27 protein-coding genes and 1 pseudogene are annotated in these 26,547 nt (G+C 58.4%); 9 read left to right on the top strand and 19 right to left on the bottom strand.

The features are described 5' to 3' along the window. Positions 1-109: 109 nt before the first annotated feature. From ACR0JA_RS16130 to ACR0JA_RS16120, 3 genes are all read right to left on the bottom strand, one after another. Positions 110-1,177 (bottom strand): TIGR00180 family glycosyltransferase, encoded by a 1,068-nt coding sequence (locus ACR0JA_RS16130; RefSeq protein ID WP_480577004.1) that lies wholly within the window; start codon positions 1,175-1,177, stop codon positions 110-112. A 222-nt stretch (positions 1,178-1,399) separates the two neighbouring features. After that, a complete protein-coding gene (locus tag ACR0JA_RS16125; RefSeq protein ID WP_480577001.1) occupies positions 1,400-1,771 on the bottom strand; it encodes a Lin0512 family protein in 372 nt (123 codons plus the stop codon). Then, a complete protein-coding gene (locus ACR0JA_RS16120) occupies positions 1,768-2,118 on the bottom strand; it encodes a Lin0512 family protein (RefSeq protein WP_480576999.1) in 351 nt (116 codons plus the stop codon). The genes ACR0JA_RS16125 and ACR0JA_RS16120 overlap by 4 nt, the downstream gene beginning before the upstream one ends. A 175-nt stretch (positions 2,119-2,293) precedes the next feature. On the opposite strand from ACR0JA_RS16120, the gene ACR0JA_RS16115 reads away from it, so the two are divergent. Further along, complete coding sequence (locus ACR0JA_RS16115; protein WP_480576997.1) at positions 2,294-2,650, top strand: hypothetical protein; 357 nt, start codon at positions 2,294-2,296, stop codon at positions 2,648-2,650. 83 nt (positions 2,651-2,733) lie between these two features. Here the strand turns inward: ACR0JA_RS16115 and trxA are convergent, their stop codons facing one another. The 8 genes from trxA to regB all read right to left on the bottom strand — a co-directional run bounded on the left by trxA (position 2,734) and on the right by regB (position 14,556). Beyond that, positions 2,734-3,054, bottom strand: a complete 321-nt coding sequence (gene trxA / locus ACR0JA_RS16110) for a thioredoxin (RefSeq protein ID WP_170712183.1) — start codon at positions 3,052-3,054, stop codon at positions 2,734-2,736. Positions 3,055-3,114: 60 nt separating this feature from the next. After that, positions 3,115-6,474, bottom strand: a complete 3,360-nt coding sequence (gene addA / locus ACR0JA_RS16105; RefSeq protein WP_480576994.1) for a double-strand break repair helicase AddA — start codon at positions 6,472-6,474, stop codon at positions 3,115-3,117. Beyond that, positions 6,471-9,398, bottom strand: a complete 2,928-nt coding sequence (gene addB / locus ACR0JA_RS16100) for a double-strand break repair protein AddB (protein WP_480576991.1) — start codon at positions 9,396-9,398, stop codon at positions 6,471-6,473. The genes addA and addB overlap by 4 nt, the downstream gene beginning before the upstream one ends. After that, entirely contained in the window at positions 9,391-10,077 is a 687-nt protein-coding gene (locus ACR0JA_RS16095; protein WP_480576988.1) for a nucleotidyltransferase family protein, read from the bottom strand. Before ACR0JA_RS16095 ends, addB begins: the two co-directional genes overlap by 8 nt. Then, positions 10,074-11,078, bottom strand: coding sequence for an aminoglycoside phosphotransferase family protein (locus ACR0JA_RS16090; RefSeq protein WP_480576985.1), 1,005 nt, complete (start codon positions 11,076-11,078; stop codon positions 10,074-10,076). The genes ACR0JA_RS16095 and ACR0JA_RS16090 overlap by 4 nt, the downstream gene beginning before the upstream one ends. Continuing rightward, the gene (tsaE, locus tag ACR0JA_RS16085; RefSeq protein WP_480576982.1) at positions 11,075-11,545 is read right to left on the bottom strand and encodes a tRNA (adenosine(37)-N6)-threonylcarbamoyltransferase complex ATPase subunit type 1 TsaE; all 471 of its coding nucleotides are present in this window, start codon (positions 11,543-11,545) and stop codon (positions 11,075-11,077) included. Before tsaE ends, ACR0JA_RS16090 begins: the two co-directional genes overlap by 4 nt. A gap of 40 nt (positions 11,546-11,585) precedes the next feature. Beyond that, on the bottom strand, positions 11,586-13,094 hold the full coding sequence (locus ACR0JA_RS16080) for a PAS-domain containing protein (protein WP_480576979.1): 1,509 nt from the start codon (positions 13,092-13,094) through the stop codon (positions 11,586-11,588). A 64-nt stretch (positions 13,095-13,158) separates the two neighbouring features. Continuing rightward, a complete protein-coding gene (gene regB / locus ACR0JA_RS16075) occupies positions 13,159-14,556 on the bottom strand; it encodes a sensor histidine kinase RegB (protein ID WP_480576976.1) in 1,398 nt (465 codons plus the stop codon). A gap of 88 nt (positions 14,557-14,644) precedes the next feature. Here regB and ACR0JA_RS16070 point away from each other — a divergent pair, with 88 nt between their 5' ends. After that, positions 14,645-15,265, top strand: a complete 621-nt coding sequence (locus tag ACR0JA_RS16070) for an SCO family protein (protein WP_480576973.1) — start codon at positions 14,645-14,647, stop codon at positions 15,263-15,265. Between the two features lie 86 nt (positions 15,266-15,351). Then, a complete protein-coding gene (locus ACR0JA_RS16065) occupies positions 15,352-15,906 on the top strand; it encodes an ActR/PrrA/RegA family redox response regulator transcription factor (protein WP_142637470.1) in 555 nt (184 codons plus the stop codon). 97 nt (positions 15,907-16,003) lie between these two features. Here the strand turns inward: ACR0JA_RS16065 and ACR0JA_RS16060 are convergent, their stop codons facing one another. Together ACR0JA_RS16060 and ACR0JA_RS16055 are read right to left on the bottom strand one after the other, a co-directional pair. After that, the gene (locus tag ACR0JA_RS16060) at positions 16,004-16,777 is read right to left on the bottom strand and encodes an arginase family protein (RefSeq protein WP_480576969.1); all 774 of its coding nucleotides are present in this window, start codon (positions 16,775-16,777) and stop codon (positions 16,004-16,006) included. Positions 16,778-16,856: 79 nt separating this feature from the next. Beyond that, positions 16,857-17,450: an HD domain-containing protein gene (locus ACR0JA_RS16055; protein ID WP_480576966.1), complete on the bottom strand. Its 594-nt coding sequence runs from the start codon at positions 17,448-17,450 to the stop codon at positions 16,857-16,859. A gap of 206 nt (positions 17,451-17,656) precedes the next feature. Between ACR0JA_RS16055 and ACR0JA_RS16050 the strand changes: the two genes are divergently transcribed. Next, entirely contained in the window at positions 17,657-17,971 is a 315-nt protein-coding gene (locus ACR0JA_RS16050) for a hypothetical protein (RefSeq protein WP_480576963.1), read from the top strand. Between the two features lie 3 nt (positions 17,972-17,974). Here the strand turns inward: ACR0JA_RS16050 and ACR0JA_RS16045 are convergent, their stop codons facing one another. Beyond that, positions 17,975-18,970, bottom strand: coding sequence for a glycosyltransferase family 8 protein (locus tag ACR0JA_RS16045; RefSeq protein ID WP_480576960.1), 996 nt, complete (start codon positions 18,968-18,970; stop codon positions 17,975-17,977). 149 nt (positions 18,971-19,119) lie between these two features. Here ACR0JA_RS16045 and ahcY point away from each other — a divergent pair, with 149 nt between their 5' ends. Together ahcY and ACR0JA_RS16035 are read left to right on the top strand one after the other, a co-directional pair. Then, a complete protein-coding gene (ahcY, locus tag ACR0JA_RS16040; protein WP_480576956.1) occupies positions 19,120-20,508 on the top strand; it encodes an adenosylhomocysteinase in 1,389 nt (462 codons plus the stop codon). A gap of 174 nt (positions 20,509-20,682) precedes the next feature. Then, positions 20,683-21,270 (top strand): extensin-like domain-containing protein, encoded by a 588-nt coding sequence (locus ACR0JA_RS16035; RefSeq protein WP_480576952.1) that lies wholly within the window; start codon positions 20,683-20,685, stop codon positions 21,268-21,270. Here the strand turns inward: ACR0JA_RS16035 and ACR0JA_RS16030 are convergent. Continuing rightward, positions 21,267-21,923 carry a DUF899 family protein gene (locus ACR0JA_RS16030; protein WP_480576949.1) on the bottom strand — a complete coding sequence of 219 codons (657 nt, stop codon included), beginning with the start codon at positions 21,921-21,923 and terminating at the stop codon, positions 21,267-21,269. The genes ACR0JA_RS16035 and ACR0JA_RS16030 overlap by 4 nt on opposite strands. A 211-nt stretch (positions 21,924-22,134) precedes the next feature. Here ACR0JA_RS16030 and ACR0JA_RS16025 point away from each other — a divergent pair, with 211 nt between their 5' ends. Further along, entirely contained in the window at positions 22,135-22,476 is a 342-nt protein-coding gene (locus ACR0JA_RS16025) for a DUF2853 family protein (RefSeq protein WP_480576946.1), read from the top strand. Positions 22,477-22,694: 218 nt separating this feature from the next. Here the strand turns inward: ACR0JA_RS16025 and ACR0JA_RS16020 are convergent, their stop codons facing one another. The 4 genes from ACR0JA_RS16020 to tsaD are packed head-to-tail and all read right to left on the bottom strand — an operon-like array spanning position 22,695 to position 25,444. Next, on the bottom strand, positions 22,695-23,117 hold the full coding sequence (locus tag ACR0JA_RS16020; protein WP_480576943.1) for an EVE domain-containing protein: 423 nt from the start codon (positions 23,115-23,117) through the stop codon (positions 22,695-22,697). Then, positions 23,117-23,386: a YciI family protein gene (locus ACR0JA_RS16015; protein ID WP_480576940.1), complete on the bottom strand. Its 270-nt coding sequence runs from the start codon at positions 23,384-23,386 to the stop codon at positions 23,117-23,119. Before ACR0JA_RS16015 ends, ACR0JA_RS16020 begins: the two co-directional genes overlap by 1 nt. A 1-nt stretch (position 23,387) precedes the next feature. After that, positions 23,388-24,350, bottom strand: a complete 963-nt coding sequence (locus tag ACR0JA_RS16010; RefSeq protein ID WP_480576937.1) for an NAD(P)H-dependent glycerol-3-phosphate dehydrogenase — start codon at positions 24,348-24,350, stop codon at positions 23,388-23,390. Further along, entirely contained in the window at positions 24,347-25,444 is a 1,098-nt protein-coding gene (tsaD, locus tag ACR0JA_RS16005) for a tRNA (adenosine(37)-N6)-threonylcarbamoyltransferase complex transferase subunit TsaD (RefSeq protein WP_480576934.1), read from the bottom strand. Before tsaD ends, ACR0JA_RS16010 begins: the two co-directional genes overlap by 4 nt. A gap of 97 nt (positions 25,445-25,541) precedes the next feature. Here tsaD and ACR0JA_RS16000 point away from each other — a divergent pair, with 97 nt between their 5' ends. Continuing rightward, positions 25,542-26,255, top strand: coding sequence for a uroporphyrinogen-III synthase (locus tag ACR0JA_RS16000; protein WP_480576931.1), 714 nt, complete (start codon positions 25,542-25,544; stop codon positions 26,253-26,255). Positions 26,256-26,309: 54 nt separating this feature from the next. Further along, positions 26,310-26,547 (top strand): annotated as a pseudogene (locus tag ACR0JA_RS15995) (hypothetical protein); the annotation flags it as partial.

Raw genomic sequence — 26,547 nt, 5'->3', positions numbered from 1 at the left:
TCTATTGCCTTCTCGCTTCGCTTTCTTTTCTTAAAGAAATCTGACAGCTTCGTTTCTTTTGTACTCTTCATTTGCGAACTCCTGATCCGGAAGCTGAGCTTCGGCTACTTTAAACATCTGAGCTAGCTGGGTCGATTAGAGCCTTTACGGACGTATACCTCTCAGGCTCGCCATAGTTGTCTGTATTGGCTTTAAAAATATCTTGCATGGCATCGACGATCAGTCTCAGATTTTTACCAAGCCGTTCTCGCGTGGGCGTTCCCTCAGAAAATAGTTCCTGAAATGCCTGATATTGCGCTCTTACGTTTTTCTCAGCGAACAAGGGCGACGTTCCAAAACCTTTCTTGCCTTGAGGTACGCCGCCGGCAAAGTGTGAGATCCTCATACCTATCAGTCTGTCGGCAACATCTTCCGCCTCTTGCAAATCAATTCCAGGCTTCGCACTCAACTGCTCTTTGTAATACTCCCGCAATTCTAGAATTTGCTTTGCGTTTTCAAGGTAGTGAAGGCGCGACGGTTTCTCGAGGCGACTGTGTGTGGGAAGTTTTGTTGTAAAGTAACAAATCTCGGGCAACGCCCTGATCTTCCCTGCGAGACAATCATGAAAAGCGACGTTGTAGTCTCCAAAAAGTGTCATACAAGCCAATTCAATATTGCGGCAACGTTCAAGATAATGGGTTCGTAGTGTGGCGGCATAGCTTGTTGCGAACGGCCACTGGCCGTATCGGATCATACGAATACTTGAAGTGGCGTTTTGAATTGATCGTCCTTGTAAGAATTTGGCACTATAGCGATCAGTGTCCTCCATAAACAGGCTAATAATCCCACCGATGGCCAACACATGGTCGTCATGCTTACGCAGGAAGTCTACTGCTCTGCTCAGCGCTTCCATGACGGGAAAGTCGTCATCTGCTCCGACAATAACTATGTCGTCTTGAAGCCGGCTGACACAATCGACCATGCGGTCAGCAAATGGCAACTCGTGGGGATACCGTTCGTACTCAATTTTAAGTTTTTCTGAGTTTGCGCTTACGACGGCATCGTATTTGTCTGCGTAAGAGGGGTGACTGCCATCCGCTATCACTACTCGCTGACCCGGGTACAGCTCGCTGAGATAGGATAGAAGATATCCCAAGGACATAGGGCGATTTCGCGTTGGTACTACTAGTGGAACCAATTCATTCTCTCTTTTCAGGCCAATAGAAGACCGGGATTTCTCATTCTCGTGGCTCCTGCCAGGCAGGAACAACTTAGGATGGTTGCAATCGAGTTGTTACATATTGCTGAAGTATTTTTCTGTCTAGCCTTCAGATTAGCTACGCCAAAGGTGATCAACCAGCTAATGGACACATAAGCGCTCCGGCATAATGTGTTCGCTTCCCGAGATACTAAGCAGCTACTATTTCTGTCTGCTTTCAATGTACTTGCCGGTCTGATCCGGCAGAAACGCTTCGATTGCGGCTGTGGCGACGACGTGGCGCGTACCAGCCGGTTCATCAACAACATCCAGCCCACCCTTGACCGCGCGCACCTGGGCGCGGCCCCGCGGCAGATCGGCGGCTACCTTTTCGCAATTGACATCCTCGGGCTTTTGAACGCCTATAGTCACCTGAACCCGCATCTCGGAGTGGTCGAGTCCCAGTTTCGAAAACAGCGTGATCGAGGAATGATGCAGCGCGTCCTGCACCGCCCGGCGCGCGGCCTTGGTGTAGTCCCGTCCATACAGGTCATTGCCGGTACCCATTTCCAGAATGATACGTTTTTCGGTCATTGGACGGGCTCCATATCGAACGAAACGACAATTGCGGCGTTGGCGATGACCGCGCGCCCCTCTGTATGCGGTTTGTCGATGTCCAGCCCGCCTTGCGTTACCGTGATGTTGGGCTGACCGTAAGGGAAGATCGCTTTCAGCGCCCCGGCATCCACCTTGTCGGGCTGTTGTACACCGATCTCGGCGTCTATGATCATTGCCTCCTTGGGAAATCCAAACAGCTCGGCCATATTCACCGAGTTATGCCACAGCGCGTCCTTGAGCGCGCGCAGCGCCGCTTCGGTATAATCCTCGCGCCGCAGGGACGTGCCCATACCGAATTCCACCAATACCCGTGTTTTGGGCATGTCGCCTCCTTCTTTTGTGTGTCCCGACAATCTGCATGGGTTTTTCCGAATTGAAAGAACCAGAACGCGAATGTGCATCCGGCCACAGGCAAAACCGCGAATGTTTGATACCTGCGATTATTGTGGTTTAGAATCCCGGTAGATTTTGTGATCGATCAAAGAAAGGTTTGTTTCCATGACGTTTTTTCGATTCATGCCATCGACATTGTTGTTTGTGCTTCTGGCAGCTAATGCGTCTGCAGAAGTCATCGAAAACAAATCGAAGTTCATGCAACTGATTGCCGGAAAAACGCTTGTCCAGGGCGAGACTCGGGTGACAATTTTCAGGGATGGGACAGTTGAGGGCAAGCGCCCCAAGGGTGGCAGCATCAGCGGTTCTTGGGAATGGAATGACAAGTATTACTGCCGAGATATTGTGATCGTCGACGTGGCAATGCCCCATGACTGTCAGGTGGTTTCGGTCAAGGATGATACTGTCACATTCACTCACAAAGATGGTGCCGGAGTATCGGTTAGGTGGACCATCGAATAATCCGACCTTTGGACAGGTAAAACCTGCGACACAAAAAAAGGCGCCCCATCCGGGACGCCTTCTGAAATCACACTTTGCGAATGTCAGATGGATTCGTCGATCCAGCTTTGCAGCGCGGCCTTGGGCGCAGCGCCTGCGCGGTTCGATACAACCTGCCCGTCTTTGAAGATGAACAGCGCCGGAATACCGCGGACGCCCATCGCAGCGGCCGCATTCGGGTTGCTGTCCACGTCGACCTTGGCGATTTTTACCTTGCCGCCATATTCGGTCGCCAGCTCTTCCAGAGCGGGGCCGATCTGTTTGCAGGGGCCGCACCATTCGGCCCAGAAATCCACCACAACGGGGACATCTGAATTCTTGACTTCGGCGTCAAAGGTATCGTCGGTTACGGCAACGGTCGACATATCATGTCTCCTGAATGGGATAAGCTTGGGCACTGAACCTAGGTGCGCGGATTTGCAAGGTCAAGACACCGCCGCCTGTGTCAAAGCGTCTGTCACAAGATCGTGTGGCAGCCACATCAGGCTGGCTGTTCGCGTCCACAGGATCGCCGTGCGAATGCGGCGGTCGGGGTAGATCTGCGACAAGGCGTGGGCATAGGCCCCCATCTGCCGCAACAGACCGTCGGGGCAGTTTTCGGGGCGATCCGGTACCGAGGCGTTTGATTTGAAATCAATGGCTTGTACTTCTGTGTCCGTTACGATCAGCCGATCAATCACTCCGTGAATCCTTTGGCCCCCAAGCGCGGCCGAAACAGGCACTTCGGGCAACGCGTCGGGCGCAAAAAGTGGCTGAAGAGCCGGCTCAGACAGAACGTGCAGCACTTCCTGCAAAAGATCATCACGCTCAATCGGCTGCATATCCGGCAGCAAACGGGCGCAGAGCTGCGGCCGTGCCTCTGCGGCGACCTCGGGCAAGTGTTCCAGCAAACGGTGCAGCCTTGTGCCACGAAGTTTCGCGGCCTCTTCGTCCTGACCGGCATCACTTGGCAAGGCCTTGGCCCCACCCAGATCGGACGGGCTGAGCGTGGCAGCCGTCACAGCCGGTTCTGGCGCAGGAGATTCGAAGTAGGCTGGCAGGTCCTGCTGCGGTGTCGAGGTTTCGGCGTGCTGGGACAAGGGTGGCGCGTCCCACTCGCCATGGGAAAGGCGTTTGACCTGCGATCCAGGGATTGCTGCCGCCCCTGCCCGCTCCATCGCCGCCTCGACCAGTTGATACCAGCTGCTGCCATCCTTGCCGACATCGCCGGCGGCAGCCACGATCAACCACTTTTCCGCCCGTGTCAGAGCCACATAGAGCAGGCGCAGCCTCTCATTCTCTTCCCGTTCGCGCGCCGTATCTCGTGCCTGCGCGATCAGCTTGGGTGATGCGTCTGCGGGCAGTTTCCACACCGGGGTATCACCTGCCACCATGATCTCGGCGTCGCGGGGCGGTTGCCGTTTGCCGGTATCGGGCAGGATCACAATCGGGGCCTCGAGACCTTTGGACCCGTGAACGGTCATCACCCGGATCATGTCGCCGACGCCGGTCATCTGGCGCTTTATTTCCAGATCGTCGGTCTGCATCCAGACCAGAAATCCGGTCAGGCTGGGAATATCTGTCCGCTCATAGGCCAAAGCCTGCGACAGCAACGCGTTGATCCCGTCTTCGGCCTCGGCGCCCAGACGGCCCAACAATTTGCGCCGCCCGTCATGGCGCGTGAGTATACGCTCGATCAAATCATAGGGTCGCAGGAAATCGGTCTGCCCGCGCAAATCGTTCAGCACCGCCAATGTGTTTGGGAACTCGTCGGCCCTCCTGCGCAGCGCGGCCCACAGATAGGTCTCCTCTCGCCGGTGGGCCAGATCAAACAGTTCCTGTTCCGACCATCCAAACAGCGGAGATTTCAGAACCGTGGCCAGCGACAGGCTGTCTTCGGGTGTGGCCAGAAAACTCAGCAATGCCGCCAGATCCTTGACCGCCAGTTCCGCGCCCACCTTCAGGCGGTCTGCACCGGCGATGGGTAGGTCAAGGGCCTTGCAGGCGCGAATGATCTCGGCAAACAGATCCGAGCGGCGCTGCACAAGGATCAGAAAGTCACCCGGCCGCACCTTGCGGCATTGGAATGTACCAGGGGTTTTGCCGTCCTCGGGGATGGTTTCGCCATTCTCAAGCATGTCCTTGATCGACCCGGCGACCTGCTCGGCCAGCAGAACGGTATGATGTCGGGCGCCGGGTCGGTCGACCGGATCGGTCCAGTCACCCTCTTCATCCGCGTCGACCTTTTCGATCACCGGCCACAGATCGACACGACCCGGAAGTTCCGCCTTGAAGGCGCGATGCAGCGACTCTTTCTGGAAGCCCGCTGCAGACTGATTTTCAAACAGAATATCAACAAGACTCAGAATCGCGCTGGACGAGCGGAACGAGTATTCCAGCGTCGAATTCCACAGTTTAGAGCCTGATTCCTTCAGCCGCTGACCAAACTCGGCCTGCATCCGGTCGAAGGCCTGCGGATCAGCCCCCTGGAAGGAATAGATCGATTGCTTCTTGTCGCCGACCACGAAAATCGTGCGTTCGACACCGGACCGCGCCCCCTCACCGCTGGTGAATTCCTGCGCCAGTTTTTCCACCACATCCCATTGGTCCGGGCTGGTGTCCTGCGCCTCGTCGACCAGAATGTGATCGATACCGCCATCCAGACGATACAGCACCCATTCAGCCACGGCCGGATCATTCAGAACCTGCCGCGCCCGCAGGATCAGGTCGTCGAAGTCGAGCCAGCCGCGCAGTTGCTTTCGGCGTTCGTATTCGGGCAGGAAGGTATTGGCAAAGCGGTGCAAAACATGGGTTTTTCGTGCCGCTGATAGCGCCAGCCGCTGCTCGCGTGCGGTTTCGACCCGCTTCATGAAGTCATCCAGCTGCGGCATCCGATCCGCCAATGGGCCTTCGCGCAATGGTTTGGTGGGGAAGCTACCGGTTTTGGCGGCAAACGGTTCTTTGGCGGTCTTTCCAAACAGAAAGACGCTTTCCAACACGGGAAGCCAGTTCAGTTCTGGCGTGGTGACCAAGGCGAGCTTGGCAGCGGCCTTGGCGTTGTTGCCACCGCTTTCGATCAAAGTTGGCAGAATTGACTGCAGCAATTCAATCTCACTACCCAGAAAGACCTGCCTTGATACGGCGTCTTCGTCTAACCCCTCGGGCAAATCGAACACGTCCAGCAGTTCCGACCATTGCAAAGACCGCCCGAACAGCGTTCGCCGTTGCGCAATAGCCGCTGTGAGCTTGTCAAAGCCCGTGTCGGTGACGAACCGCGCGACCTCTGCTACCAAAGGCGCTTGAGGTCCGGCGGCAAAATCCTCGAGAATCTCTTCGCGCAACAACGCAGCGGCACGGTCTTCCATCTCTGAAAACTGCGGGCTGACCCCGGCCTCGAGTGGAAAGCGACGCAACAGCGCCGCGCAGAAGGAGTGGATGGTCTGGATTTTCAGACCCCCCGGTGTCTCGATCGCGCGGGCAAACAAGGTGCGCGCCTGCGCCAGACGGTCCTGATCGATACCGCCATCGACGCCCAAATCTTTCAATTGCGCCAGCAGATCACCGTCGCCCAACATGGCCCATTCACCCAGCCGCTTGAACAGCCGGTTCTGCATCTCGCTGGCTGCGGCCTTGGTGTAGGTCAGGCACAGAATGTGCTGTGGCTGCACGCCGCTGAGCAACAACCTGGCAACGCGGTCTGTCAGCACACGCGTTTTGCCGGACCCGGCATTTGCCGCCAGCCAGGTCGAGGCATCGGGGCGCGCGGCCTGCACCTGCCGCTCGGTCGCATCATTGCGCGCGCTCATGTCAGATCCTCGGGCTTGGTTTCGGAGGTGCGGTCCCACTCGCCGAACCGGGCGAGATGGTCATAGTCTCCGATATCGGTATCCTTGTGCAGCATCCGACGGGATGAAAACCCCTGATCAGGCTCTAAATAGGCTGAAATTAGCTGTTTCAGCTCGGACAGAACTTTGTCGGCGGGTTCCTTGTCCAATGGTGCAGCGACTTCCTTATAGCTGCCGCCCATCCCGATAAAGACCGCTTGTGCCACGGGCAGCGGGTCGAAGCCTTCGACGCCGCCCTGCTCGGCCACGGCCGCTTCGATCAGCAATTGTTTGTCGAACTTCGCTTGCTGGCTTTCTGTTGGCGGTACGCCGGTCTTGTAGTCGACAATTCTCAGCGCGCCCCGGCTGTTGACATCTATCCGGTCGGCGCGCCCGCTGAGGGTGAAACCCAGCGGTGGCAATTCCAGCTTGAGCGCGGCTTCAAACGCGACCGGACCACCGTCCGTCCGCCGCGCCCGTTCGGCAGGTAGAAACTCATCGGTGATGCGTTCCAGACGCGCCAGCCAAAGTGCCCGTGCCGTGGGCCATGCGACATGCCAGGCCAACAGCGCCTCGGCCCGTTTCAGAAAGTTCTCGCGGGTCAGCAAGGCTGCGTCCAACACGCTGTCCTTGACGAAATGTTCGAGAATTTCGTGAATGACGATCCCGCGCAGCAGGGCGTCGGGCGCTTGCACCAGTGGGTCCAGCGGTTTCAGCCGCAACACATGTTTCGCGTAGATCGCGTATGGGTCGCGGATCAGCCGCTTGATTTCTGTGACCGAAAGACGCCTTGGCCGGGCCGCAACGGGCGGGCGCGGTGAGGGGCGGTGCGCGGCAGAGATCCGGGGTGCCTCTTCCAGCGTCTCGGCCCAGCCCAGCCACTGGTTTCCGCGGCCCTGCATATCCGCAAGTGCCTGTGGCCCGCCCTGATCCGGCAGGCCCTGCAGCAGATTGGTCAAGCGGTTCAGCCAACGCGAGGCAACCGTTTCCGCATCATCCGAGCGAACCGCGCGGGTCAGCCAGACCTCCGGCGCGCCGACCGCCTGTTGAAAATCATGGGCCGACAGACCAATCCGCCGCTCCGGCAGCAACAATCCGGCCTTGTCGCGCATTTGACGGTTCAGCCAAGGATCAGGGGCGGGGGCCTCGGGCCAACTGCCTTCGTTAAGGCCACCCAGAATCAGCAGATCCGCGCCCTGAACCCGCGCTTCGAGCGTACCCCAGATCATGATATGCGGATGCGGCGCGTCGCGGTCGCGCACGTCTTCGCCCGCAAGTAGCGCACCCAGCAGGTCGGCGAAATCATGGGCCGACATCGACCCGCCGTGATGCGCCTCATCCTCTAGCGCGGTCAGAACGGACAGTGCCTTTTGACCCGCGTTTTTCTGCCACAGCGTACCGGACTCGCCGGTTGATCCGGCCGAGATTGCCTGTGCCAAAACCCGCAATTGCGCTACCCAATCCGCCAGCGGGCGATCACTGGGGCTGTACTGGTCGCAGAAATGATCGATGACCCAGGCCAGCCAGGTCTCGGACACGCCTTCGGTCTGGCCATAGACGTGCAGGCTGTCGCGGGTCGGCAAGGGCGGTCCGTTGCGTCGTAGGTGCAGTTCCAGATCGCGAGTCTGCAACAGGTGCGTCCCCCGATCATCCCCATCATGACACAGCGGATGCTTCAACAGCGTCAGTAGTGCCTCGCCATCCAAACGCCGGGTGAACAAACCGGCGACGTGGCGCAAAAATCGCCCGGGCGGGGAGAGCTGCAGCGGCAAACCGGCGCTGTCATCCGGCAGAATGTTCCAACGATCCAGCGCGGCGCTGACCTGACGAGTCAGCATCCTGTCCGGCGTGATCAGGGCAGCCGTTTGCCCGGTCTCTGCCGCCTGCCGCAATCGCAGCGCAATGGCCAAAGCCTCGGCCCGCGGCGAGGGTGCCTCGACCAACGTAAGATCACGCGTGGCGCCCTGGATATCCTCAAGCAGCGGTCCTTCGGCCATCCAGGCGTCGGTGATGGGCGCAGGCCGTAACGCTAGCGAAACCAGTCGGTTACGGGCAGGTGAGGGGGCTTGTCCCCCGGTCCAGCGCTGGATATCGCGCGGCCCCAACTCAAGTTCGCGCATCAGCTTGCGAAACCGGTATTGCGGATGATCTTCGCAGCTGAGCGCGTCGTCCAGACTGTCCCAAACCGCGTCCGGCTGATCGAAATCAAAGCCCGGCAGGATCAACGCCCCTTGCGGCAGAGAGGCCACCGCCCGCATCAGCATCAAGGTCGTCCCGCGCGAGCCGGTCGATCCGGCAAGGATAACCGGATGTTGCGGCGGGCTGTCCTGCCATCGTGCGATAAGCGCCTCGACCACGCGGCGCTGTCGGGCCTGTGCATCCAGCGCCTCATCCCCGGAGGAAACCACCTGATCCGCGATCCCGATGAACTGCTGCGCCCGCTCCCAATGGCCCGAGAGGTCACTGACATCCAACTTCCGGATGGCGTCTGCCGAAACCCCCTCGCCCTGCATTTCGTCAATCAGTGCTGCCAGACTGTCGGACAGATCAAACAGCGATGACCGGGCCGCCAGATCGGGTTGTTGATCTAGCAGCTTTGCGATCAGCTGGGTCAGCTCAAGACGGCGGCGCAGGGCAGGGATGGCGGGCGGTATGTGCCCGAGGTCCGCGTCTGCGCCCAGATCGGTGACCAGCGAAAGCCGTGGCAGCAGGCACGGCGCGCCCTGATCGAACAGGTCTCGTATGCGCCGCGCCATGCGGCGGGTGTTGACGACAAGTTGCACACGGGCCAGCGCCTCGGGTGGCAGGGCAGAGCTGCGCGCCCGCAACCCGTCGACTAGCGCTTTGGGGAAATTTGCGCCCGGCGGAACGGCAAAGACCCGGGGCGATGCACTTTGGTCAAACATCTGCGATCAGACCCTCTGCCAACGCGATCCCTTCGGGTCGTCCGACGTCGCACCAGCGACCCGGGTATTCCAGCGCAAACAGCCGCCCGGCATCATGCATCCGGTTCCACAGCACGTTCAGCGAGAACACGTCATCCACGATGTCATGCAGCCCGTCGGTTTTGACAATCTGCGCGCCACCATAGATCAAACCGGGGCCGCGTGTGATCCGGCCCGAGGCATCCCGGGTAAAGTCACCTGTCCCTGAATGTCCAATCGTCTGCGCCACGGGAACACACATGAGCAATGCGTCCATCGTGTCGGGATCCCATGCTTCACCAAGTAATTCCAATGGATTAGGGCCGGCCCAGATCGCATCTGTGTTCAGGGTAAACACCGGTCCCGAGCCCACCAAAGGCAAAGCGGACCTTAGCCCGCCGCCGGTTTCCAGAATGTCGGGTTGTTCGTTCGAGATCAGCACACCCTTGGGGGCCAAATGAGCAATCATCTGATCGGCCAGGTAGTGGACATTTGCCACCGTGCGCGGGGGATTCAGGCCGTCGACCAAATCCAGCGCGTGGTCGATCAGAGGCCGGCCGGATACTTCAATCAGCGGCTTGGGGCGGTTCTGCGTCAATGCGCCCATGCGGGTGCCGAATCCGGCGGCGAACAGCATGACGGCGTCCGGTTTCTCTTTCATTGCGGTTTCAGCCTTGCCAGATGGTCGGCACTGGGCGCGGGCAACGCATCGCGAATGGTCTGTGCGATCGGGGCCAGTGCGGGATGCTCAAGATCCCGCATCAGATGCGCCCAAACAGCGGGGATCAGGTCGACATATTGCGGCTTGCCGTAATCCGTTGCCAGACGCGCGAACCCACCCAATATGCGCAGGTTGCGCTGGGCGCCGAGCACGCTGTAGGCGGTTCGGAAATCGTGGCTGTCGACACCCGTGGCCTCGATATAGCGGTTGATCATGCGCATCTCGATCCCGGCCGGGACAGAGCGGCGGACGTCCTGCAACAATGACATCAGATCATAGGCCGGATGTCCAAGCATGGCGCTTTGGAAATCCAGCAGACCCACACGGCGCAACCCGTCGAGATCCGGCAGCCAGATCAGGTTTTCCGCATGATAGTCCCGTTGCACCACCACCCGCGTACCACCCGTTTCCCGGTGCAGAATATCGGCAAAACGCAGTTCGAACCGTTGCCGCGCGTCCGAGTCGTGGCTGCCCAGAACGCCCTGGGCATATTTGGTAAATGCCAGAGCCGAATACTCGGTCATCAGCGCCGGATCATAGCTATCCAGCGACAACACAGGCGCGGCGTGCAGATGCACCAATACATCCGTTGCGGCCTCGTACAGCGTGCGCTCCAGGCCAGGTTTTTGTATAAGCACACGCGCAAAGAGGGCGTCGCCCAGATCCTCAAGCAACAGAAAGCCGTATTGCAGATCTTCAGCATAGATCTCTGGTGCGCTCAGCCCGATGGATCGCAGATAGTTTGCCATGCGGACAAAGGCACCAATGTCTTCGTTTTTCTCTGGCGGGGCATCCATCAATACTGCGGTGCGCCCGCTTTCCGGGTCCGTCAGGCGTTCGTAACGGCGGTTCGAGGCATCGCCGGCCAAAGGCATGCGTGCAGCATTGGCCCAAGGGGTTTGCGCAATCAGCGCCTCGGCCAGAACGTCACGATTGGTCATTGTACCCCCTTGAGTCGGGCATGCCATTTCGGATCGGTCCAGCTTAGCTGGATATGTCGCGTGTCCTGTTCGTCAGCATCTGATCGAAACCGCAGAGTCAGGGCCGATGGCGGGGTCAGCACCCCGAGCTTTTCCGGCCATTCAATCAGGCAAACGGCGGTATCGAAGGCGTCGGTAAGACCCAGTTCCTCGATCTCAGAGATGTCTGTCAGGCGATACAGATCCGAATGCCATACCTCGCCGATTTCCGTGTCATAGACCTGAACCAATGTGAACGTGGGCGAGGGCACGTCTTCGGGCACCTGCATCAGCGACCGGATCAGAGCGCGCGCAAAATGGGTCTTGCCACCGCCGATCGCACCGTCCAACAGCAGCACGTCTCCGGGCTGCAACGCAGCGCCCAGTTGCACCGCCAATGCGGCAGTTTCTTCCGGTGATTTCAGGGTGATCGGCGCGGCTTTGGTCATGGCGCCACAATGGACCTGCGCCCGGTGCGCCGCAACCCGGTCAGGCGCTGATTTTCTGCATTTCCGCAGCTTGTTCCGGCTGAGCGTCGAGCGTGAAGCGAATGATCGTTGCACCGTTCTGCATCGGACTGATCGTGCAGGTCATTTCTGTGCCGTCGCGTCTGATCATGTCCGCCGACCATTGGGTGCGGTTATCGCGCATTTCGACAAAATCCCGAATCTCACCCAGTACCGGTGTTGCCATACATTGGTCCTGCCAACCGCGCGTGACGTCCAGAACCGTCGCGGGTTCAAAACCCGTTTCCTCCGACTCACCCCAAAGCCTTTGGTAGGCGTAATTGGTCAGGGCCAGCGTGCCATCGTCGGCAAAGACCGCAATTGCATCGGCCAATTTGTCCAGGATCGATTGCATCAGGTCCATTTCCGAGCGGAACCGGCGGGTCAGCGTAATCTCGGCGGTAATATCTTCGAACAGAAAGGCCACCGCGCCATCAGGGTGCGGACGCCCGCTGACCGAATAGACCGACCCAGACGGGAGCGACCACGTTTCTTGATAATTTCCGTCTTGCGCCGCTTCAAGCAGGTCATTCATCTGGCGCCGCCAGTCACGGTAATTCTTGGGTTCGGGCATCATATGCTGATCGCGCATTCTGTCGAAAAAACTGGACAGGCTGGGGCGGCAGCTCAGGAAATCGGGGGACAAGCCGGTCAGGTCGATCAGGGCCGGGTTGAACAGGGCCAATTGGCGGTTCCTGTCAAATATTGCCAATCCGATGGACAGTTGCGCAAAGGTTTTGGTCATGGTCTGCACGAATTTGCGCTGCGCCGCTTCAGCCTCGACAATCGCGTTGATATCAATGGCATAATTCAGCTGACCGTCTGCGCGATCGACATGCGTCAGGTCAAACCACAGTTTGTTTTCACTACCCGAGACCGCAACAGACACGCGGGTCTTTTTGCCTAGATGATCCTGTTCTTTGACCCGGGGGAACAAAGGGACTGTCAGATCAGCGTCGCGACCCTTTGCCTTGCGCACAAGCGAGACATAGGCGGCATTGCACCACTGAACCGTATCTGACCCGTCCAGTAACCAGACAGGATAGGGGGCCAGATCCATCGCCAGGCGCACAGGGTCGTTGCGATCGCTGCGAACCGCGCCAGTATTGCCCTGAAGGTCACGCAGCTGCACCCGTACGATACCGTCTATCCATTCGCACAGAACCTCGCGGTCGATGGTGCAATCGATTGCGGACACAATTACAGAGCCTTCATCCCGCACGGTTTCCGGCGTCTCGGGGAATGTCGTAAAGTCGCGTTTCAGCAAGCGTCGCAAATCGCCCCAATTATGGACCGCCTCATAGCCCGCAAGCGCAACATCAGAATGGCTGATCAGGCGGTTTCCATCGAACAGGAACACCGCATCGAACAGAGAGTTGGGTGTCGCCAAGCCATAATCGCCAATCCATGCCGGCCGGCGCGGCATCAGCCACCGAAAGGCCAGGCAGGCCGAAATCAAGCTGATCGTCGCCAAGATGATCCAGTCAGCCATCACACACTCATCCCTTCAAACCACCGCGCCGACTATGGGCATCAATGGTTAACGAGGGCTTAACTCAGATCTGGAATGGTTGATTGGCACCGGAGGGCACAGGTGAATCGCCAAGTTGCGCATCGACCAGCTTGCGTTGCCAGGACACCTGAACAATAGCCCCGCGCCGCTCTGGATCCGAGGTCAGGTTTTGATAGGGGTCAGAACCATTGGCAAATTTCAACTCGGCCCCGCTGCGTTCCAGTAAGGTCTTGGCGATGAACAACCCCAGGCCCATGCCCTCGTATTCCGGCCGCGTTGACATGTCGGTGTCCGAGCGCCGCCGCCGCATGAACGGGTCACCGATGCGGCCAATCATCTGTGGCGGGTAACCGCGACCGTCATCCATGATGCAGATCGTGATCCGGGTCGGAGTCCATTCGGCCTCGACCCAGACATTCGCCTGCGCGAAATCGACGGCGTTCTGGATCAGATTGCGCAGCCCGTGAATGATCTCGGGCTTGCGCAGGATCGATGGCTGCTGAACGTCCGCATCCTCAACCGGCCCCTCGCTGAAATGCACAGCTTTGCCCCGACCCATATGCGGCTCGGCGGCCTCGTGAATCACGGTGGTCAGCGGTGCCTGGCGCAGATGCAGGTCATCTTTTCCGGCCCGGCCCATATCGCGTAAAATATCCCTGCACCGGTCGGCCTGCTCGCGGATCAATGCAGCATCGTCCCGCAGGTCGGGCTGTTCGTCCAGCTCTTCGATCAGTTCCGAGCTTGCAAGCTTGATGGTGGCCAATGGCGTCCCCAGTTCGTGCGCAGCGGCTGCAACGACGCCACCCAGATCTGTCAGCTTCTGTTCACGCGCCAGCGCCATATGGGTGGCTGACAGGGCCTCGGACATCGATTGGACCTCGGAACTGACGCGGTGCGAATAGGCTCCGATGAAGACAATGGCGATGATGATCGCGACCCAGTTTCCGAACAGCAAAATCGCGGGCACGTCCAGAACAAGCCCAAGATTGGTACGCAGCGGCAGATGGAATTGCGCCAACAGGCTGGTCAGAATGATGGCCACGGCCCCCACGATCAGCGTTGAGCGGGTGCTCATGACATTTGCCGAGATGGTGACCGGGCCAACCAGCAGCAGCGCAAACGGATTGTTCAGCCCGCCGGTCAGATACAGCAGGAAAGACAGCTGCAGTAGGTCGAACAGCACCATCAGAAAGTTCTCGAACTCTGACAGGCGCTTGTTTTCCGGGAACAGCAGGATCGCAGTCAGGTTGCCCATGACCGAAACGCCGACGGCAAAATAGCACAGGCCCAGTTCTAGCTGCACATGATAGGCCTGCTGCGCCACCGTGATGGCGGTAAGCTGACCGATGATGGCGACCCAACGCAAAAGGATCAGCGTACGCAGGCGGATCCAGCTGCTGCGCTCCTGTCCTCGCCAAAGGCTGGTCTTGGAAATTGCCATGGGTCGATTATGTCCTGTTGCGTCGGCTGAGTATCTTGATAGGTGTCCGGGCCGAAACGATCAACAATCCCTGCGTCAGGACAACGCCATGACTCGCCTTTATGCCATACTCGCAACCATCGTTCTGGCCGTGGCTGTCGGTGCCATGTGGTTGTTGACCGGGGGTGCGGGTTCGGATGACAAGTTCGCCCAGTGTCGTACCAGCCAGATTGCAGGCGGTGCGGCGGCCATCGGCGGGCCCTTCGAACTGGTGAACGGCAAGGGAGAGACGGTGACAGACACCGACGTTATCACCGAACCGACGCTGGTCTATTTCGGATATACTTTCTGTCCCGATGTCTGTCCGTTTGACATGTCCCGCAATGCCGATGCGGTGGATCTTCTGGCCGAGCGCGGCCAATCGGTGACGCCGCTGTTCATCTCGATCGACCCGGACCGGGACACGCCCGAAGTGGTCGGGGACTATGCTTTCAACCTGGGCGGCAAAACCATTGCGCTGACCGGATCGCCGGAACAGGTTAAGGCCGCCAGCAAGGCGTACAAGACCTATTACAAAGCCCATGACAAAAGCGATGAGTACTATTTGGTCGATCATTCGACCTTTACCTATCTGGTCACGCCACAGGACGGATTCATCGAGTTCTTCAACCGCGACGACACCGCCGAGCAAATGGCGGACAAGGTCGGGTGCTTCCTGGACAAGATATAGGCTGGAACCATCGGTTTGACCTTTGGGATGGCGCTGCTAATACTCATGTTCGAGCCAATGGCGTGAAATAGCGGAAAGAACAGAATATGGCGGACAGCTCTGACCTCGACATCGGTCCCGACAAATCCCTGCTTTTGGTGGACGATGACGAACCGTTTCTGAGACGTCTTGCCAAAGCCATGGAAAAACGCGGCTTCGAGGTTGAAACCGCAGGTTCGGTCGCTGCAGGTCGCGCCATTTCGACCGCCCGGCCGCCGGCCTATGCCGTGGTTGATCTTCGGCTTGAAGATGGCAACGGCCTGGATGTGGTCGAAGTGCTGCGTGAAAAGCGCCCCGACAGCCGGGTCGTGGTTCTAACCGGCTACGGAGCCATCGCCACCGCCGTCGCCGCCGTCAAAATCGGCGCAACCGATTATCTGTCGAAACCCGCCGACGCCACTGACATCACCAACGCGCTGTTGGCCAAGGGCGACGAACTGCCCCCGCCGCCGGAAAACCCCATGAGCGCGGATCGCGTCCGCTGGGAGCATATCCAGCGGGTTTATGAGCTGTGCGACCGGAACGTCTCCGAGACCGCGCGACGGCTGAACATGCATCGCCGGACGTTGCAGCGGATTTTGGCAAAGCGTAGCCCTCGGTAGGCTACCGTATGGAAATGGTGCCCTAGAGCCTATACCCAAATCGGGCAAAGGTTGCCGCGACGGAAAAGCTGGCAATTCTGCATTTGGACCAAATCCGTCAAACTGCCGCTGAAATGATACAAGACAGCAGTTTTTGGCAGGCGCGACTGGTTTTCCCGTCTTGATCCAAGCGCCCGTTCCATCCGCTAAGCGAAAGCGCACACAGAGAGTTTCGAGAAGCGAACGTCGTGCATTTTTCGATAGTGACAGAGAGACTTGGTCCGTTCGCCACAGGATAGTTGTTAGCGGGCACCTCCTCGGCGTCGATTACGTCGTTGTCGATGTGGAGATATACTGGTCTGTCGAATGCTAATTCGTCCAGACGATCTACCGGAATTCGGTTAACTTGGGATGAATTGAGAGCGACTTCTTCAAGCGGGTCCAGGTCGCGAGCATCAATCAACCAAACATCGCTTTCTTTGACAGGTGTGTGCCCTGATTGCGCGGCAATCGAAAGATCACCGCGCCCCACCATCATTGCCAATGGCATGCCGCCCAAAAAGCCCGAATGCGATGTCTCCGCCGTATTGAAATCTCCGTGGGCATCAATCCAGACAAGTATCGGCTCCTTACCGGCGCGTTGCAATCCAGCCATAACCGGCAGGCTCGCCGCGCAGTCGCCAGCGATAGACACAGGAATATCGCCCCTCTCGACAACATTGTGGACAAAATCCGCGATAGGTCTGTGCAGTTTCGCCATGCTTTCTGGCGTCCTGTCCACCACCCCAGTCGGGTCATTGGTTGTGTACGTCAAGGGCGACGGTACAGCCTTGCCCAAGTTGTTATCATGTTCATCAAAGAAATAAGGAGTGACTAACCAAGCTGTGTTCATGTGGTTTCATTTTGATTCTTTGAAAGCATCATTCAACATTCGAATGAGCTGGCTGGCGACATTTGATCAATCGGAAATTCTATAGGAGCGCGATCAACTCCTTGTGTCGTACCCCATACGCCTGCCGAACTTCAACAGGTGGACGCAATCTAATATTCAACCCCTCCATCACCGCCTTATCCGGACGGCCAAAGAACTTCGTCGCCTCGGCCTCGGAAAACCCGGCGATCTGCGTCGCTTCCATCCAAGCGCTGATCTTGTCGGCCTTCTTGATTTGCCGTTTCACCGTCTTCGGCACCTCTGCGGGTAGGCCGAACCGGATGTGAATTGCCGCCGCCAGGCGGTCATCCAAGGCGCCGTAGCCTGGGCCAACAGCCGATTTGACGGGCGAGATCATGTCTCCGATCACATATTCCGGCGCGTCGTGTAACAGGGCGGCCAACCGCCATTTGACCGGTGCCTTGGGGGCAATCCGGCCAAAAAGCTCTTCGACCAGCAAGGAATGCTCGGCGACGGAATAGGCGAAATCGCCGCGTGTCTGCCCGTTCCAGCGGGCGACAAAGGCCAGACCGTGGGCGATATCGTCGATCTCGATATCCACCGGGGTCGGGTCCAGCAGGTCCAGCCTGCGGCCCGACAGCATGCGTTGCCACGCGCGGGGTTGTGTTGCCATTCTGCCATGCCTTGTGAAGTTGGACACATAAAATCCCAGATTTTGTGGTATGATGTATCTGTCCGGATCACCGGCTGCCAACAATTTCTTGAGCACTTGTGCTTTGAAACGATGGAAAACGATCCCGACATTAGGACTGAGGGGGTGCAGACACCTCTCGGTCGCGCGCCCTCTCGAAACGAAACTCGTATCGAAAGGAGCTTGTCATGTTCAAGCGTTTGTTTGCAATAGCACTGACCTTCGGAATGGCCGCCACGGCACCGCCGGCCTTCGCCCAGAATTGTGCGCAACGCGATCACGTCATTGCCAAACTCAAAGACAGCTATTCTGAAGAACTGGCCTTTGGTGGTTTGCAGAAGACACGCGGCGCGCAGTCGGTCATGGAGGTTTGGACCTCGAAAGAGACGGGCAGCTACACCGTTCTCGTGACCCATGCGAACGGCATGAGTTGTATTGTCGCCGTTGGCACAGATTTTTTTGAAGCAATACCGAAAGACACTCCGGATGGCATCCCAAGCTGACCCTTACATGTCCGGGTCCGATCTGCGGTTGGTTTGGATGACCGTCAGATCGTCCGGAAACCGGCTGAGGTAACGCTGCGTTTTTGCGCCTGACAGGAAGTGTTTTAGCAACATCTTACGCATCTTGGTGCTGTTGGGTTCCAGCGGCCTGCGTGTGGGCTGAAACACGTCGAGTTCAGGGAAATACCTGTCGGCAAAGACTTTCATCGCGTTTGCAAACCGGGGGCTCAGTTCGCCTTTGGGGTCTTTCCAGGGTTTGGTCTTGCCGATGAAATGCACCAGATGCGGCTCGATCTGCATCGCAAACAGCAGTGATGACCAAGTAAACTGCCAGTTCCACATCGGGCTGAGTTCGGCCCAGTCGCCCTGCAGGACCGAGTTATAGAGGTTCTGGTCGTGCCGGATCATGACCTCGGCATTGGCCTTGCCCAGCGTAAGGCATCGGTCCAGCAGGTTTTGGGCATTATACCGCTCAACATCCATCAGAATGACGCCCGCGTTGAAATACGGGGCCGCAGGCAGGTTAAGTGTCTTGAATTGTTTCGGCCTGCGCGCGGGTGTGCGCCACTGGGTGTTGTCCCGTACCGCCGCAATCGCATGTGAGCCGATATCCACATCCAGAAGGGCGCTGAAATCGCCGCCCTGAATAAAGATGTCGCTGTCCATATACAGGATGCGGTCATAGTCCTCGGCAAAGGCTGCGGGCAGGGCCAGGCGCAGGTAGACATCGTGGCTCTTTCCGCGATCCAGCCGTAGTCCATCAAACAGCCCCGAGGTCTGCACCTGGCACAGGCGGATGTTCAGATGGTCCAGCGATGGCGGGATTGTGACTGGACGCTCGTCATAACAGATGCAGATATCAAAATCGCGCTGCGGATGCAGCGCGGCAATCTGAGACGCCGCATGTGCCGCAAAAACCAGATAATTCTGGTCGCAGCAGAACATGATCGCTTTTCGGTTGGCGGCGGGTCCTGAGGCGGACAAACTCAGCTTTGGCATCGTTTCATTCCTCAGAATTTGCCTGCGACGTCCGGGCAACTCGCGTTTGGAAAGGGTGCGTTGCAATCGGTGCCATTCTGCCCCGGTTACGCATTGCAGGACAAGGATGTCAATGCTAGACGGCCCCTCAGTTAAATCGGAGAGGTCCTATGGGCAGTGACTACATAGTCAAAGACATTTCGCTGGCCGCGTTCGGCCGCAAGGAACTGGATATCGCTGAAACCGAAATGCCGGGCCTGATGGCACTGCGCGCGGAATACGGCGACAGCAAACCGCTGAAAGGTGCGCGGATCGTCGGATCGCTGCACATGACCATCCAGACCGCAGTTCTGATCGAAACGCTGGTGGCGCTGGGCGCGGATGTGCGCTGGGCCTCGTGCAACATCTTCTCCACTCAGGACCACGCGGCGGCGGCAATCGCGGCGGCGGACATTCCGGTATTCGCCATCAAGGGCCAGACGCTGGAAGAGCATTGGGACTACCTCGACAAATCCTTCCTGTTCGAAGACGGCCCGAACATGATACTCGACGATGGTGGCGATGCGACGCTGTACATCCTGCTGGGTGCCCGCGCCGAAGCAGGTGAGGACATCATCCCGGTTCCGGGCTCGGAAGAAGAAGCTGTCATCAAAGCGCAGATCGCCAAGCGTATGGCGGCGTCCCCGGGCTGGTTCACCAAGATGCGCGACCAGATCCAAGGCGTGTCCGAGGAAACCACCACCGGTGTGAACCGCCTGTATCAGCTGGTCAAAGACGGCCATTTGCCGTTCCCGGCGATCAACGTGAATGACTCGGTCACCAAATCGAAATTCGACAACAAATACGGCTGCAAGGAATCGCTGGTCGACGGTATCCGCCGCGCCACCGACACCATGATGGCCGGTAAGGTCGCAGTGGTCTGCGGATACGGTGACGTGGGCAAAGGCTCGGCCGCGTCGCTGCGTGGTGCCGGTGCCCGTGTGAAAGTGACCGAAGTTGACCCGATCTGCGCGCTGCAGGCCGCGATGGACGGGTTCGAGGTTACCCTGTTGGAAGACGAAGTCGCATCGGCGGATATCTTCATCACCACCACCGGCAACAAGGACGTGATCCGCATCGAGCATATGCGCGAGATGAAGGACATGGCCATCGTCGGCAATATCGGTCATTTCGACAACGAAATTCAGGTCGCCAACCTGAAAAACCACAAGTGGACCAACATCAAGGAACAGGTGGACATGATCGAGATGCCCTCGGGCAACCGCATCATCCTGCTGTCCGAAGGCCGTCTGCTGAACCTCGGCAACGCGACCGGTCATCCGTCCTTTGTGATGTCGGCGTCTTTCACCAACCAGGTGCTGGCGCAGATCGAGCTGTTCACCAAGGGTGATGAGTACGAAAACAAGGTCTATATTCTGCCCAAGCATCTGGACGAGAAAGTTGCGCGTCTGCATCTGGACCGCATTGGCGTCAAGCTGACCCAAATGGACAGCGAACAGGCGGCATATATCGGTGTAAGCCCGGAAGGGCCGTTCAAGCCGGAACATTACCGCTACTAAGCCCAAAGACTCATGAGCAACCAACCGCGACGTCGCCGATTCCTGCTATCGGCGGCGTCTTTTGTTTTCAGGATCGCGGTCGTCGCTATCTTGGTCGGAGGTGGCGGATGGTGGGTTTTGGCGCATCCTGAAACCCCGGTACCTTCGCATTGGAACCCGCTGCGAGAACTCAAGGTGACTGCGCCCGTTACTCCGATCACCCGGTATCAGCTTAACCGCGCGCTGGCGGACGAAGCGAAATGCAGGGCAACCTTGACCGAGGCAGGGGTTTCATTTGAGGCGATGGAAGACCTGATCGTCGATGAGAATTGCGGCATTCAGGGGCGCGGCCTGCTGTCAGCATTGGTAAAGTCCACAGTCGATCCGGTCGAAACCAGCTGCACCACCGTTCTGCGGCTGACCATGTGGGAGCATCACGTGGTGCAACCTGCAGCACAAGACCTTCTTGAGACGCCGGTCAGCCAACTAATGCATCTGGGCAGTTACAATTGCCGCCGGATGCGCGTGGCGCAGGGACAGGCAAGTGGTTGGAGCAGCCACGCGACAGCAGATTCCATCGATATCATCGGTGTTCAATTGGCTGATGGGCGCAGCCTGTCCTTGCTGTCAGACTGGGGCATCGAAGGGGCCGAAGCCGCGTTTCTGCGCCAGATCTGGCGCGGGGCCTGCGATTGGTTCCGCGTCGTATTGGGACCGGACTTCAATCGCTTGCATGCGGACCACTTTCACTTACAAGGCCCCGGCTGGGGGTATTGCCGCTAAGCGACACTACGCAGGGATGGAAAGAAATCTCCGCGCCCTTGTGGCGTTAGATCCAGGATATTCCACAATGGCCATGCCGAATCCACGTGGCGAGGGTGCCAGTCGCTGGGCTCAAAAAACAGCTCGGAACTCCAGAAATGATGGATCCCGTCGGCGTCCTGCTGAAAGACGTTCATGATGGGTAACTGGCTGCCGTCTTTGGCCTCGGCCAGATAATCTCTCTGGTAGTCCGTCCCCAGCGCCGAATAGAGTGGCAGATTATCCCAAGCCATCCGCGATTTGAGTTCAGACAGCTTTTCGGGTGAATTCTGCGCGACAATGGCGAAGCCGATTTTCTGCGAAATATGCGGGATCTGCCCGTTCAGCCCGTCCAGAAAGGCCGAGCACATGGGGCAGGGTGCCTTGGCTTCGGGGCCGTACATCAACGAATACACGGCCAGAGTGTCGTGCGTGCCAAACAGGGAAGACATCGGCGTAGGTTCGGCGTTCACTGTGCGAAAACCGTAGTCTTTGGGGATTGCTCCACCTTTGGGAAGATTGCGCCGCAGGTCAGCGACGGATTCGATACGTGCCCGCAACTCGGTTTCCGCTGCCAACAAGTCGTTGCGCGCCGCTCTGTATTCGGCGCTTTCGTTAGGAAAGGACACGGTCATGGGGGCCTCCTGAACTGTAGATAACTAACATTTAACAAAAATGTTAAATAATAATTCGGCAAAAATCAAGATCAGGCAAGGCCAAGATTTGCTTAGGGGGAAACCTCAGGATTTTTCCCTTTGTGCGAAGGGTGCTTGTGGCTAACCTTTGCGCACCTGACCCTCAGGTTTGATCTGAACACTGCAATAACTGTTTGACGGGAGAGTTTTCATGGGCAAGCGCGACGAACTGATCGCAAAATACGCGGATGATCTGAAATCAAAATGCGGGATGGACCCCGATATGGACCTGTTGACCAAGGTCACAATCGGTTGCGGCCCGGCGATCTATGACGCGGATGCGGCGACCGTCGCGGCCAGTCAGGACTCGGAACTTGAGACCGTCAAAAACAACTTTCTGATCAAGAAGCTGGGTCTTGCTGACGGTCCCGAACTGATGGAGGGGATCAACAAGGCCATGGAAACCTATGGCATGTCCGAGCGCAACAAATACCGCGCTGTGGTGTATTACATCCTGACAAAACATTTCGGAAAAGAATCCGTTTACGGCTGACCGGGCACGACGATACCCCAGACGCTCGCTATCCCCATTGGCGAGCGTTTTGAATTTTAAAGAAAATCTATGGACTTGGTGTTTGAACTTACCGTCCAAACCGGGCTAGGTTCGGAACATGACCAGGACGGTCAGGACCAGAGATTTCCATACGCGTGTGGTGAGTTGGGAGCACGCGGGGGTAGGGAAGGTTCTGACCTGTCGGGACCTTCCCTTTTTCAATCCGCTTGGGTTTGACCCAGACCGCAGATGACGGCCCATTCGGCCTCTGTCACCGGCTGTACCGACAGGCGCGAGTTCTTGACCAGAACCATGTCACCCAGACGTTCGTCAGCCTTGATCTGGTCCAGCGTGACAGGTTCGACGAACGGACGAACCGCCTTGATGTCCACGCATTCCCAGCGTTCGTCATCGGTGGTGCTGTCGGGATGGGCCTCTGCACAGACTTCAACAACGCCGACAATCGCCTTGTCTTTCTGCGAGTGATAAAAGAAACCGCGATCCCCGACCGCCATCTGCCGCATGAAATTGCGCGCCTGATAGTTGCGCACACCATCCCATTCTTCGCCCGCCTCGCCCTTGGCAACTTGTTGATCCCAGCTCCAGGTCGAGGGTTCGGATTTGAACAGCCAATACGCCATCAGCCTATCACCTTCTTCCACGGGATCAGGTCGACCGACTGAAACAGACCGGCCTTGGCATAGGGATCATTGTCGGCCCAGCTTTGAGCGGCGGTCAGGTCCTCGACATCCAGAATGACCAGCGACCCGATCATCGCGTCCCCGTCCAGCAGCGGCCCGGCCTGCGAAACGACGCCTGTTTCTTCGATGTAAGCCAAATGGGCCGCACGGTTGTCCAGCCGGGTTTGCAACGCGCCGTCCTTGTCTCGGGCGATGAGGGCAATCAGCATTCTATTCCTCCTTGAGTGGGCGATTGAGTAATGTGTCAATCGCGTCATTGACGTCAATCTGACCGCTGCTGAGCGCGGCAACGACTTTACTGATAGGCATGTCCAACCCTTCGGCATCTGCCAGGTCGGCCATGGCGCGAGCGGTTGCGACGCCTTCGACCGTCGTGTTGCTGTCAAAGGGACGATTTTGACCCAAACACAGGCCAAAACGGTAGTTTCTGGACAATTCGGATGAACAGGTCAGGACCAGATCACCCAATCCTGACAGACCCATCAACGTGTCACTATGCGCCCCGCGCCGCATTGCAAAGCGCTGCATCTCAGCAAACCCGCGTGTCATCAAAGCTGCCCGGGCACTATCGCCCAAACCTGCGCCGATGGCAGCACCACAGGCAATCGCCATCACGTTTTTTAACGCCCCGCCCAACTCGGCTCCGATGATGTCGCCGGTACGATACAGCCTCAGGTTCGAGGTGGTCAGTTCGGACTGCAAAGACTGGCTCAACTCATCATCCGCGCAGGCCAAAGTCAGTGCCGTCGGCAAGCCTCGCGCGATGTCGTCTGCAAAGCTCGGGCCGGTCAGCAGCGCGGGGCGTGCGGTTGGCACACCCTGCTGGATCACCGAAATCGGTCCCAGCCCGGTCGTCAGTTCAATCCCCTTGCAGCAGGCGACAAGCGTCTTGTCGGCCAGTACCCCGGCATGTTCGGTCAGCGCCGCACGCAGCTTTTGCATTGGAACTGCCAAAAGTATCACATCGGATTTGACCGCCAGCGCGATCTCGGCCGTGACCGCGAGTGTCGAAGGCAGGCTCACCCCCGGTAACCGGGCTTTGTTTTCCCGCGTCGCCAGCATTTGTGAAACCTGCTCGGAATCGCGCGCCCAAAGTGTTACTCGCCCGTTTCCGGCCAGCGAAATGGCCAACGCTGTGCCAAAGGCACCCGACCCAAGTACGGACACGCTCATGCCTTGGCTCCCTTTTTGCCACTGCCCAGCATTGCCGGGCTGGTCTGGTCAAGTGGCCAGCGCGGGCGTGCCACCAGATCCAAACCATCGCGCGTACCGGTCCTGAAACGTTCAAGCCCGGCATAGGCGATCATGGCGGCGTTATCGGTGCACAGGCTCAGCGGAGGGGCGGTAAACTGTGCGCCGCTTTCAGTGCAAACCGATTCTAATGCGGAACGAATGGCCGCATTAGCCGCAACACCGCCCGCGACGGCGATCATAGGCTCGGCTGGCTCGTATTCCAGATAAAGCGCGATGGCACGCCGTGTTTTCTCGGCCAGCGTATCCACGATCGCCTGTTGAAATCCCGCGCACAGATCGGCGCGGTCCTGCCGCGTCAGTCCACCCTTTTCCGCAACAATCTGATCGCGCGTCCGCATCAACGCTGTCTTGAGCCCGGAAAACGAAAGGTCGCATCCGGGGCGATCCAGTAGCGGTCGCGGGAACCGCAGTCTCTTGGGATCGCCCGATTGCGCCTCGACCTCGACTGATGGGCCACCAGGTTGCGGTAGACCCAAAAGGCGGGCGGTTTTGTCGAACGCCTCGCCGGGGGCGTCGTCGATGGTGCCACCCAGGCGGGTGAACTGCTCGGGCCCGTGAGCAATCAAATACTGACAATGACCACCTGAAACCAGCAGCATCAGGTAGGGAAAAGTGACCCCGTCCGTCAGGCGCGGCGTCAGCGCGTGCCCGGCCAGATGGTTAACCCCGATCAGAGGCAGCCCGGTCGCCGCGCTTAGACCTTTGGCGCACATGACACCGGACATGACACCTCCGATCAGGCCTGGACCAGCGGTTACGGCGATGGCGTCCAGATCGCTTAAGCGCAGACCGGCATCCTTCAATGCCTGCACCACACAGACATCCAACTTTTCCGCGTGGGCGCGGGCCGCAATTTCGGGCACGACGCCGCCATAGGCGCTGTGCAGATCGGTCTGACCATGAACGATCGAGGACAGAATCTCGGCCCGCGCGCCATCAACCTGGCGCACGACAGCGGCGGCCGTGTCGTCACAGCTGCTTTCCAACCCAAGGATCGTAAGTGTTTGCACCATTGGTCTGATCCGTTGCATCATGACTGCCATGCGGGGTATCACCCTGCGCGGATGCAAACAATCCCAAGGCCGAAGGCGCCGCCTGTTGTATTTGTTGATGACCCGCCCTCGCGCCGCCTCCGAGAGGTTCGTTGCGCAGCTTCCCACACGCACCCGCTCGCGTGTCACATTGGTTCATTCGCCTTTGCTCGAAATTCGGCCGTTGGAGGTGCATCTGGTGACCCACGCAGCACGGGGGTTGATCTTTACCTCGGCGAACGCGGTCAACGCGGCGGTGACTTTGGGGGTCGATCGGGATTTGCCGGCCTATTGCGTGGGCTCTGCGACCACCGGGACCGCGAAAGGCGCCGGGTGGACCGCGCAGATGATGGGTGCAACAGCCGAGGAGCTGGTGGCGAATCTGCTGAAATTGCGCCCCCAAAGCCCGCTGCTCCATCTGCGAGGGGAACACAGTCGGGGTCATGTCGCGGAACGATTGACCGAACTTGGCCTGACCGCGCTTGAACAGATCGTCTATCAACAACGCCTGCTGCCCTTGACCCCCGAAGCCGCCGCCGTCGCGATGGGCGATGAGCCGGTCATAGCGCCGATATTCTCGCCGCGCACGGCGCGACAATTTGCCGATGTTTGGGACGGGGCGGCACCGCTTTGGCTGGCTGCGATCAGCGATGCAACCGCCGAGCCCCTTAAATCCTTGACCTTCCGGCGTCTGAAGATCGCCAAAGAGCCAACGCCCAAGAAAATGAGTAAAGCCGTTAAAAAACTTGTGAAACATGCCTTGCGGGTTGAGGGTGGACCCGGCGCGGATTAACTTGGATGCGTATGTACTTCGGGTATTTTTGGAATCGATAAGGGGAATATGGCGGTGGCTGATAACAAGAAAACCGATCAGGAACCGGTAGAAGACCCCAAATCGGACGAGATGACCGAGACTGCGGCGACCGACAGCAGCGCTACCACAGACGAGACATCCCTTGACGCGTCAGACGATACGGACGAGCTGACTGCCGAAGCCGAAGCCGAAGCCGAAGCCGAAGCCGAAGCCGAAGCCGAAGCCGAAGCCGAAGCCGAAGCCGAAGCCGAAGCCGAAGCCGAAGCCGAAG

Source organism: Ruegeria sp. AM4 (assembly GCF_056540665.1).
Note: the sequence above shows the minus strand (reverse complement) of the source record. Positions and strands in the feature narration are given on the sequence as shown.

Bases quoted from the DNA above. Each gene is read 5' to 3' on its own strand.
- ACR0JA_RS16095 (WP_480576988.1), bottom strand. From the start codon at position 10,077: ATGAAAGAGAAACCGGACGCCGTCATGCTGTTCGCCGCCGGATTCGGC.
- ACR0JA_RS16045 (WP_480576960.1), bottom strand. From the start codon at position 18,970: ATGCCAAAGCTGAGTTTGTCCGCCTCAGGACCCGCCGCCAACCGAAAA.
- ACR0JA_RS16020 (WP_480576943.1), bottom strand. From the start codon at position 23,117: ATGGCGTATTGGCTGTTCAAATCCGAACCCTCGACCTGGAGCTGGGAT.
- ACR0JA_RS16000 (WP_480576931.1), top strand. From the start codon at position 25,542: ATGACCCGCCCTCGCGCCGCCTCCGAGAGGTTCGTTGCGCAGCTTCCC.
- ACR0JA_RS16080 (WP_480576979.1), bottom strand. From the start codon at position 13,094: ATGGCTGACTGGATCATCTTGGCGACGATCAGCTTGATTTCGGCCTGC.
- ACR0JA_RS16120 (WP_480576999.1), bottom strand. From the start codon at position 2,118: ATGCCCAAAACACGGGTATTGGTGGAATTCGGTATGGGCACGTCCCTG.
- addA (WP_480576994.1), bottom strand. From the start codon at position 6,474: ATGAGCGCGCGCAATGATGCGACCGAGCGGCAGGTGCAGGCCGCGCGC.
- tsaD (WP_480576934.1), bottom strand. From the start codon at position 25,444: ATGGTGCAAACACTTACGATCCTTGGGTTGGAAAGCAGCTGTGACGAC.
- tsaE (WP_480576982.1), bottom strand. From the start codon at position 11,545: ATGACCAAAGCCGCGCCGATCACCCTGAAATCACCGGAAGAAACTGCC.
- ACR0JA_RS16065 (WP_142637470.1), top strand. From the start codon at position 15,352: ATGGCGGACAGCTCTGACCTCGACATCGGTCCCGACAAATCCCTGCTT.
- addB (WP_480576991.1), bottom strand. From the start codon at position 9,398: ATGTTTGACCAAAGTGCATCGCCCCGGGTCTTTGCCGTTCCGCCGGGC.
- ACR0JA_RS16025 (WP_480576946.1), top strand. From the start codon at position 22,135: ATGGGCAAGCGCGACGAACTGATCGCAAAATACGCGGATGATCTGAAA.
- ACR0JA_RS16050 (WP_480576963.1), top strand. From the start codon at position 17,657: ATGTTCAAGCGTTTGTTTGCAATAGCACTGACCTTCGGAATGGCCGCC.
- regB (WP_480576976.1), bottom strand. From the start codon at position 14,556: ATGGCAATTTCCAAGACCAGCCTTTGGCGAGGACAGGAGCGCAGCAGC.
- ACR0JA_RS16070 (WP_480576973.1), top strand. From the start codon at position 14,645: ATGACTCGCCTTTATGCCATACTCGCAACCATCGTTCTGGCCGTGGCT.
- ACR0JA_RS16090 (WP_480576985.1), bottom strand. From the start codon at position 11,078: ATGACCAATCGTGACGTTCTGGCCGAGGCGCTGATTGCGCAAACCCCT.
- ACR0JA_RS16060 (WP_480576969.1), bottom strand. From the start codon at position 16,777: ATGAACACAGCTTGGTTAGTCACTCCTTATTTCTTTGATGAACATGAT.
- ACR0JA_RS16055 (WP_480576966.1), bottom strand. From the start codon at position 17,450: ATGGCAACACAACCCCGCGCGTGGCAACGCATGCTGTCGGGCCGCAGG.
- ACR0JA_RS16010 (WP_480576937.1), bottom strand. From the start codon at position 24,350: ATGAGCGTGTCCGTACTTGGGTCGGGTGCCTTTGGCACAGCGTTGGCC.
- ACR0JA_RS16030 (WP_480576949.1), bottom strand. From the start codon at position 21,923: ATGACCGTGTCCTTTCCTAACGAAAGCGCCGAATACAGAGCGGCGCGC.
- ACR0JA_RS16015 (WP_480576940.1), bottom strand. From the start codon at position 23,386: ATGCTGATTGCCCTCATCGCCCGAGACAAGGACGGCGCGTTGCAAACC.
- ACR0JA_RS16125 (WP_480577001.1), bottom strand. From the start codon at position 1,771: ATGACCGAAAAACGTATCATTCTGGAAATGGGTACCGGCAATGACCTG.
- trxA (WP_170712183.1), bottom strand. From the start codon at position 3,054: ATGTCGACCGTTGCCGTAACCGACGATACCTTTGACGCCGAAGTCAAG.
- ACR0JA_RS16115 (WP_480576997.1), top strand. From the start codon at position 2,294: ATGACGTTTTTTCGATTCATGCCATCGACATTGTTGTTTGTGCTTCTG.
- ahcY (WP_480576956.1), top strand. From the start codon at position 19,120: ATGGGCAGTGACTACATAGTCAAAGACATTTCGCTGGCCGCGTTCGGC.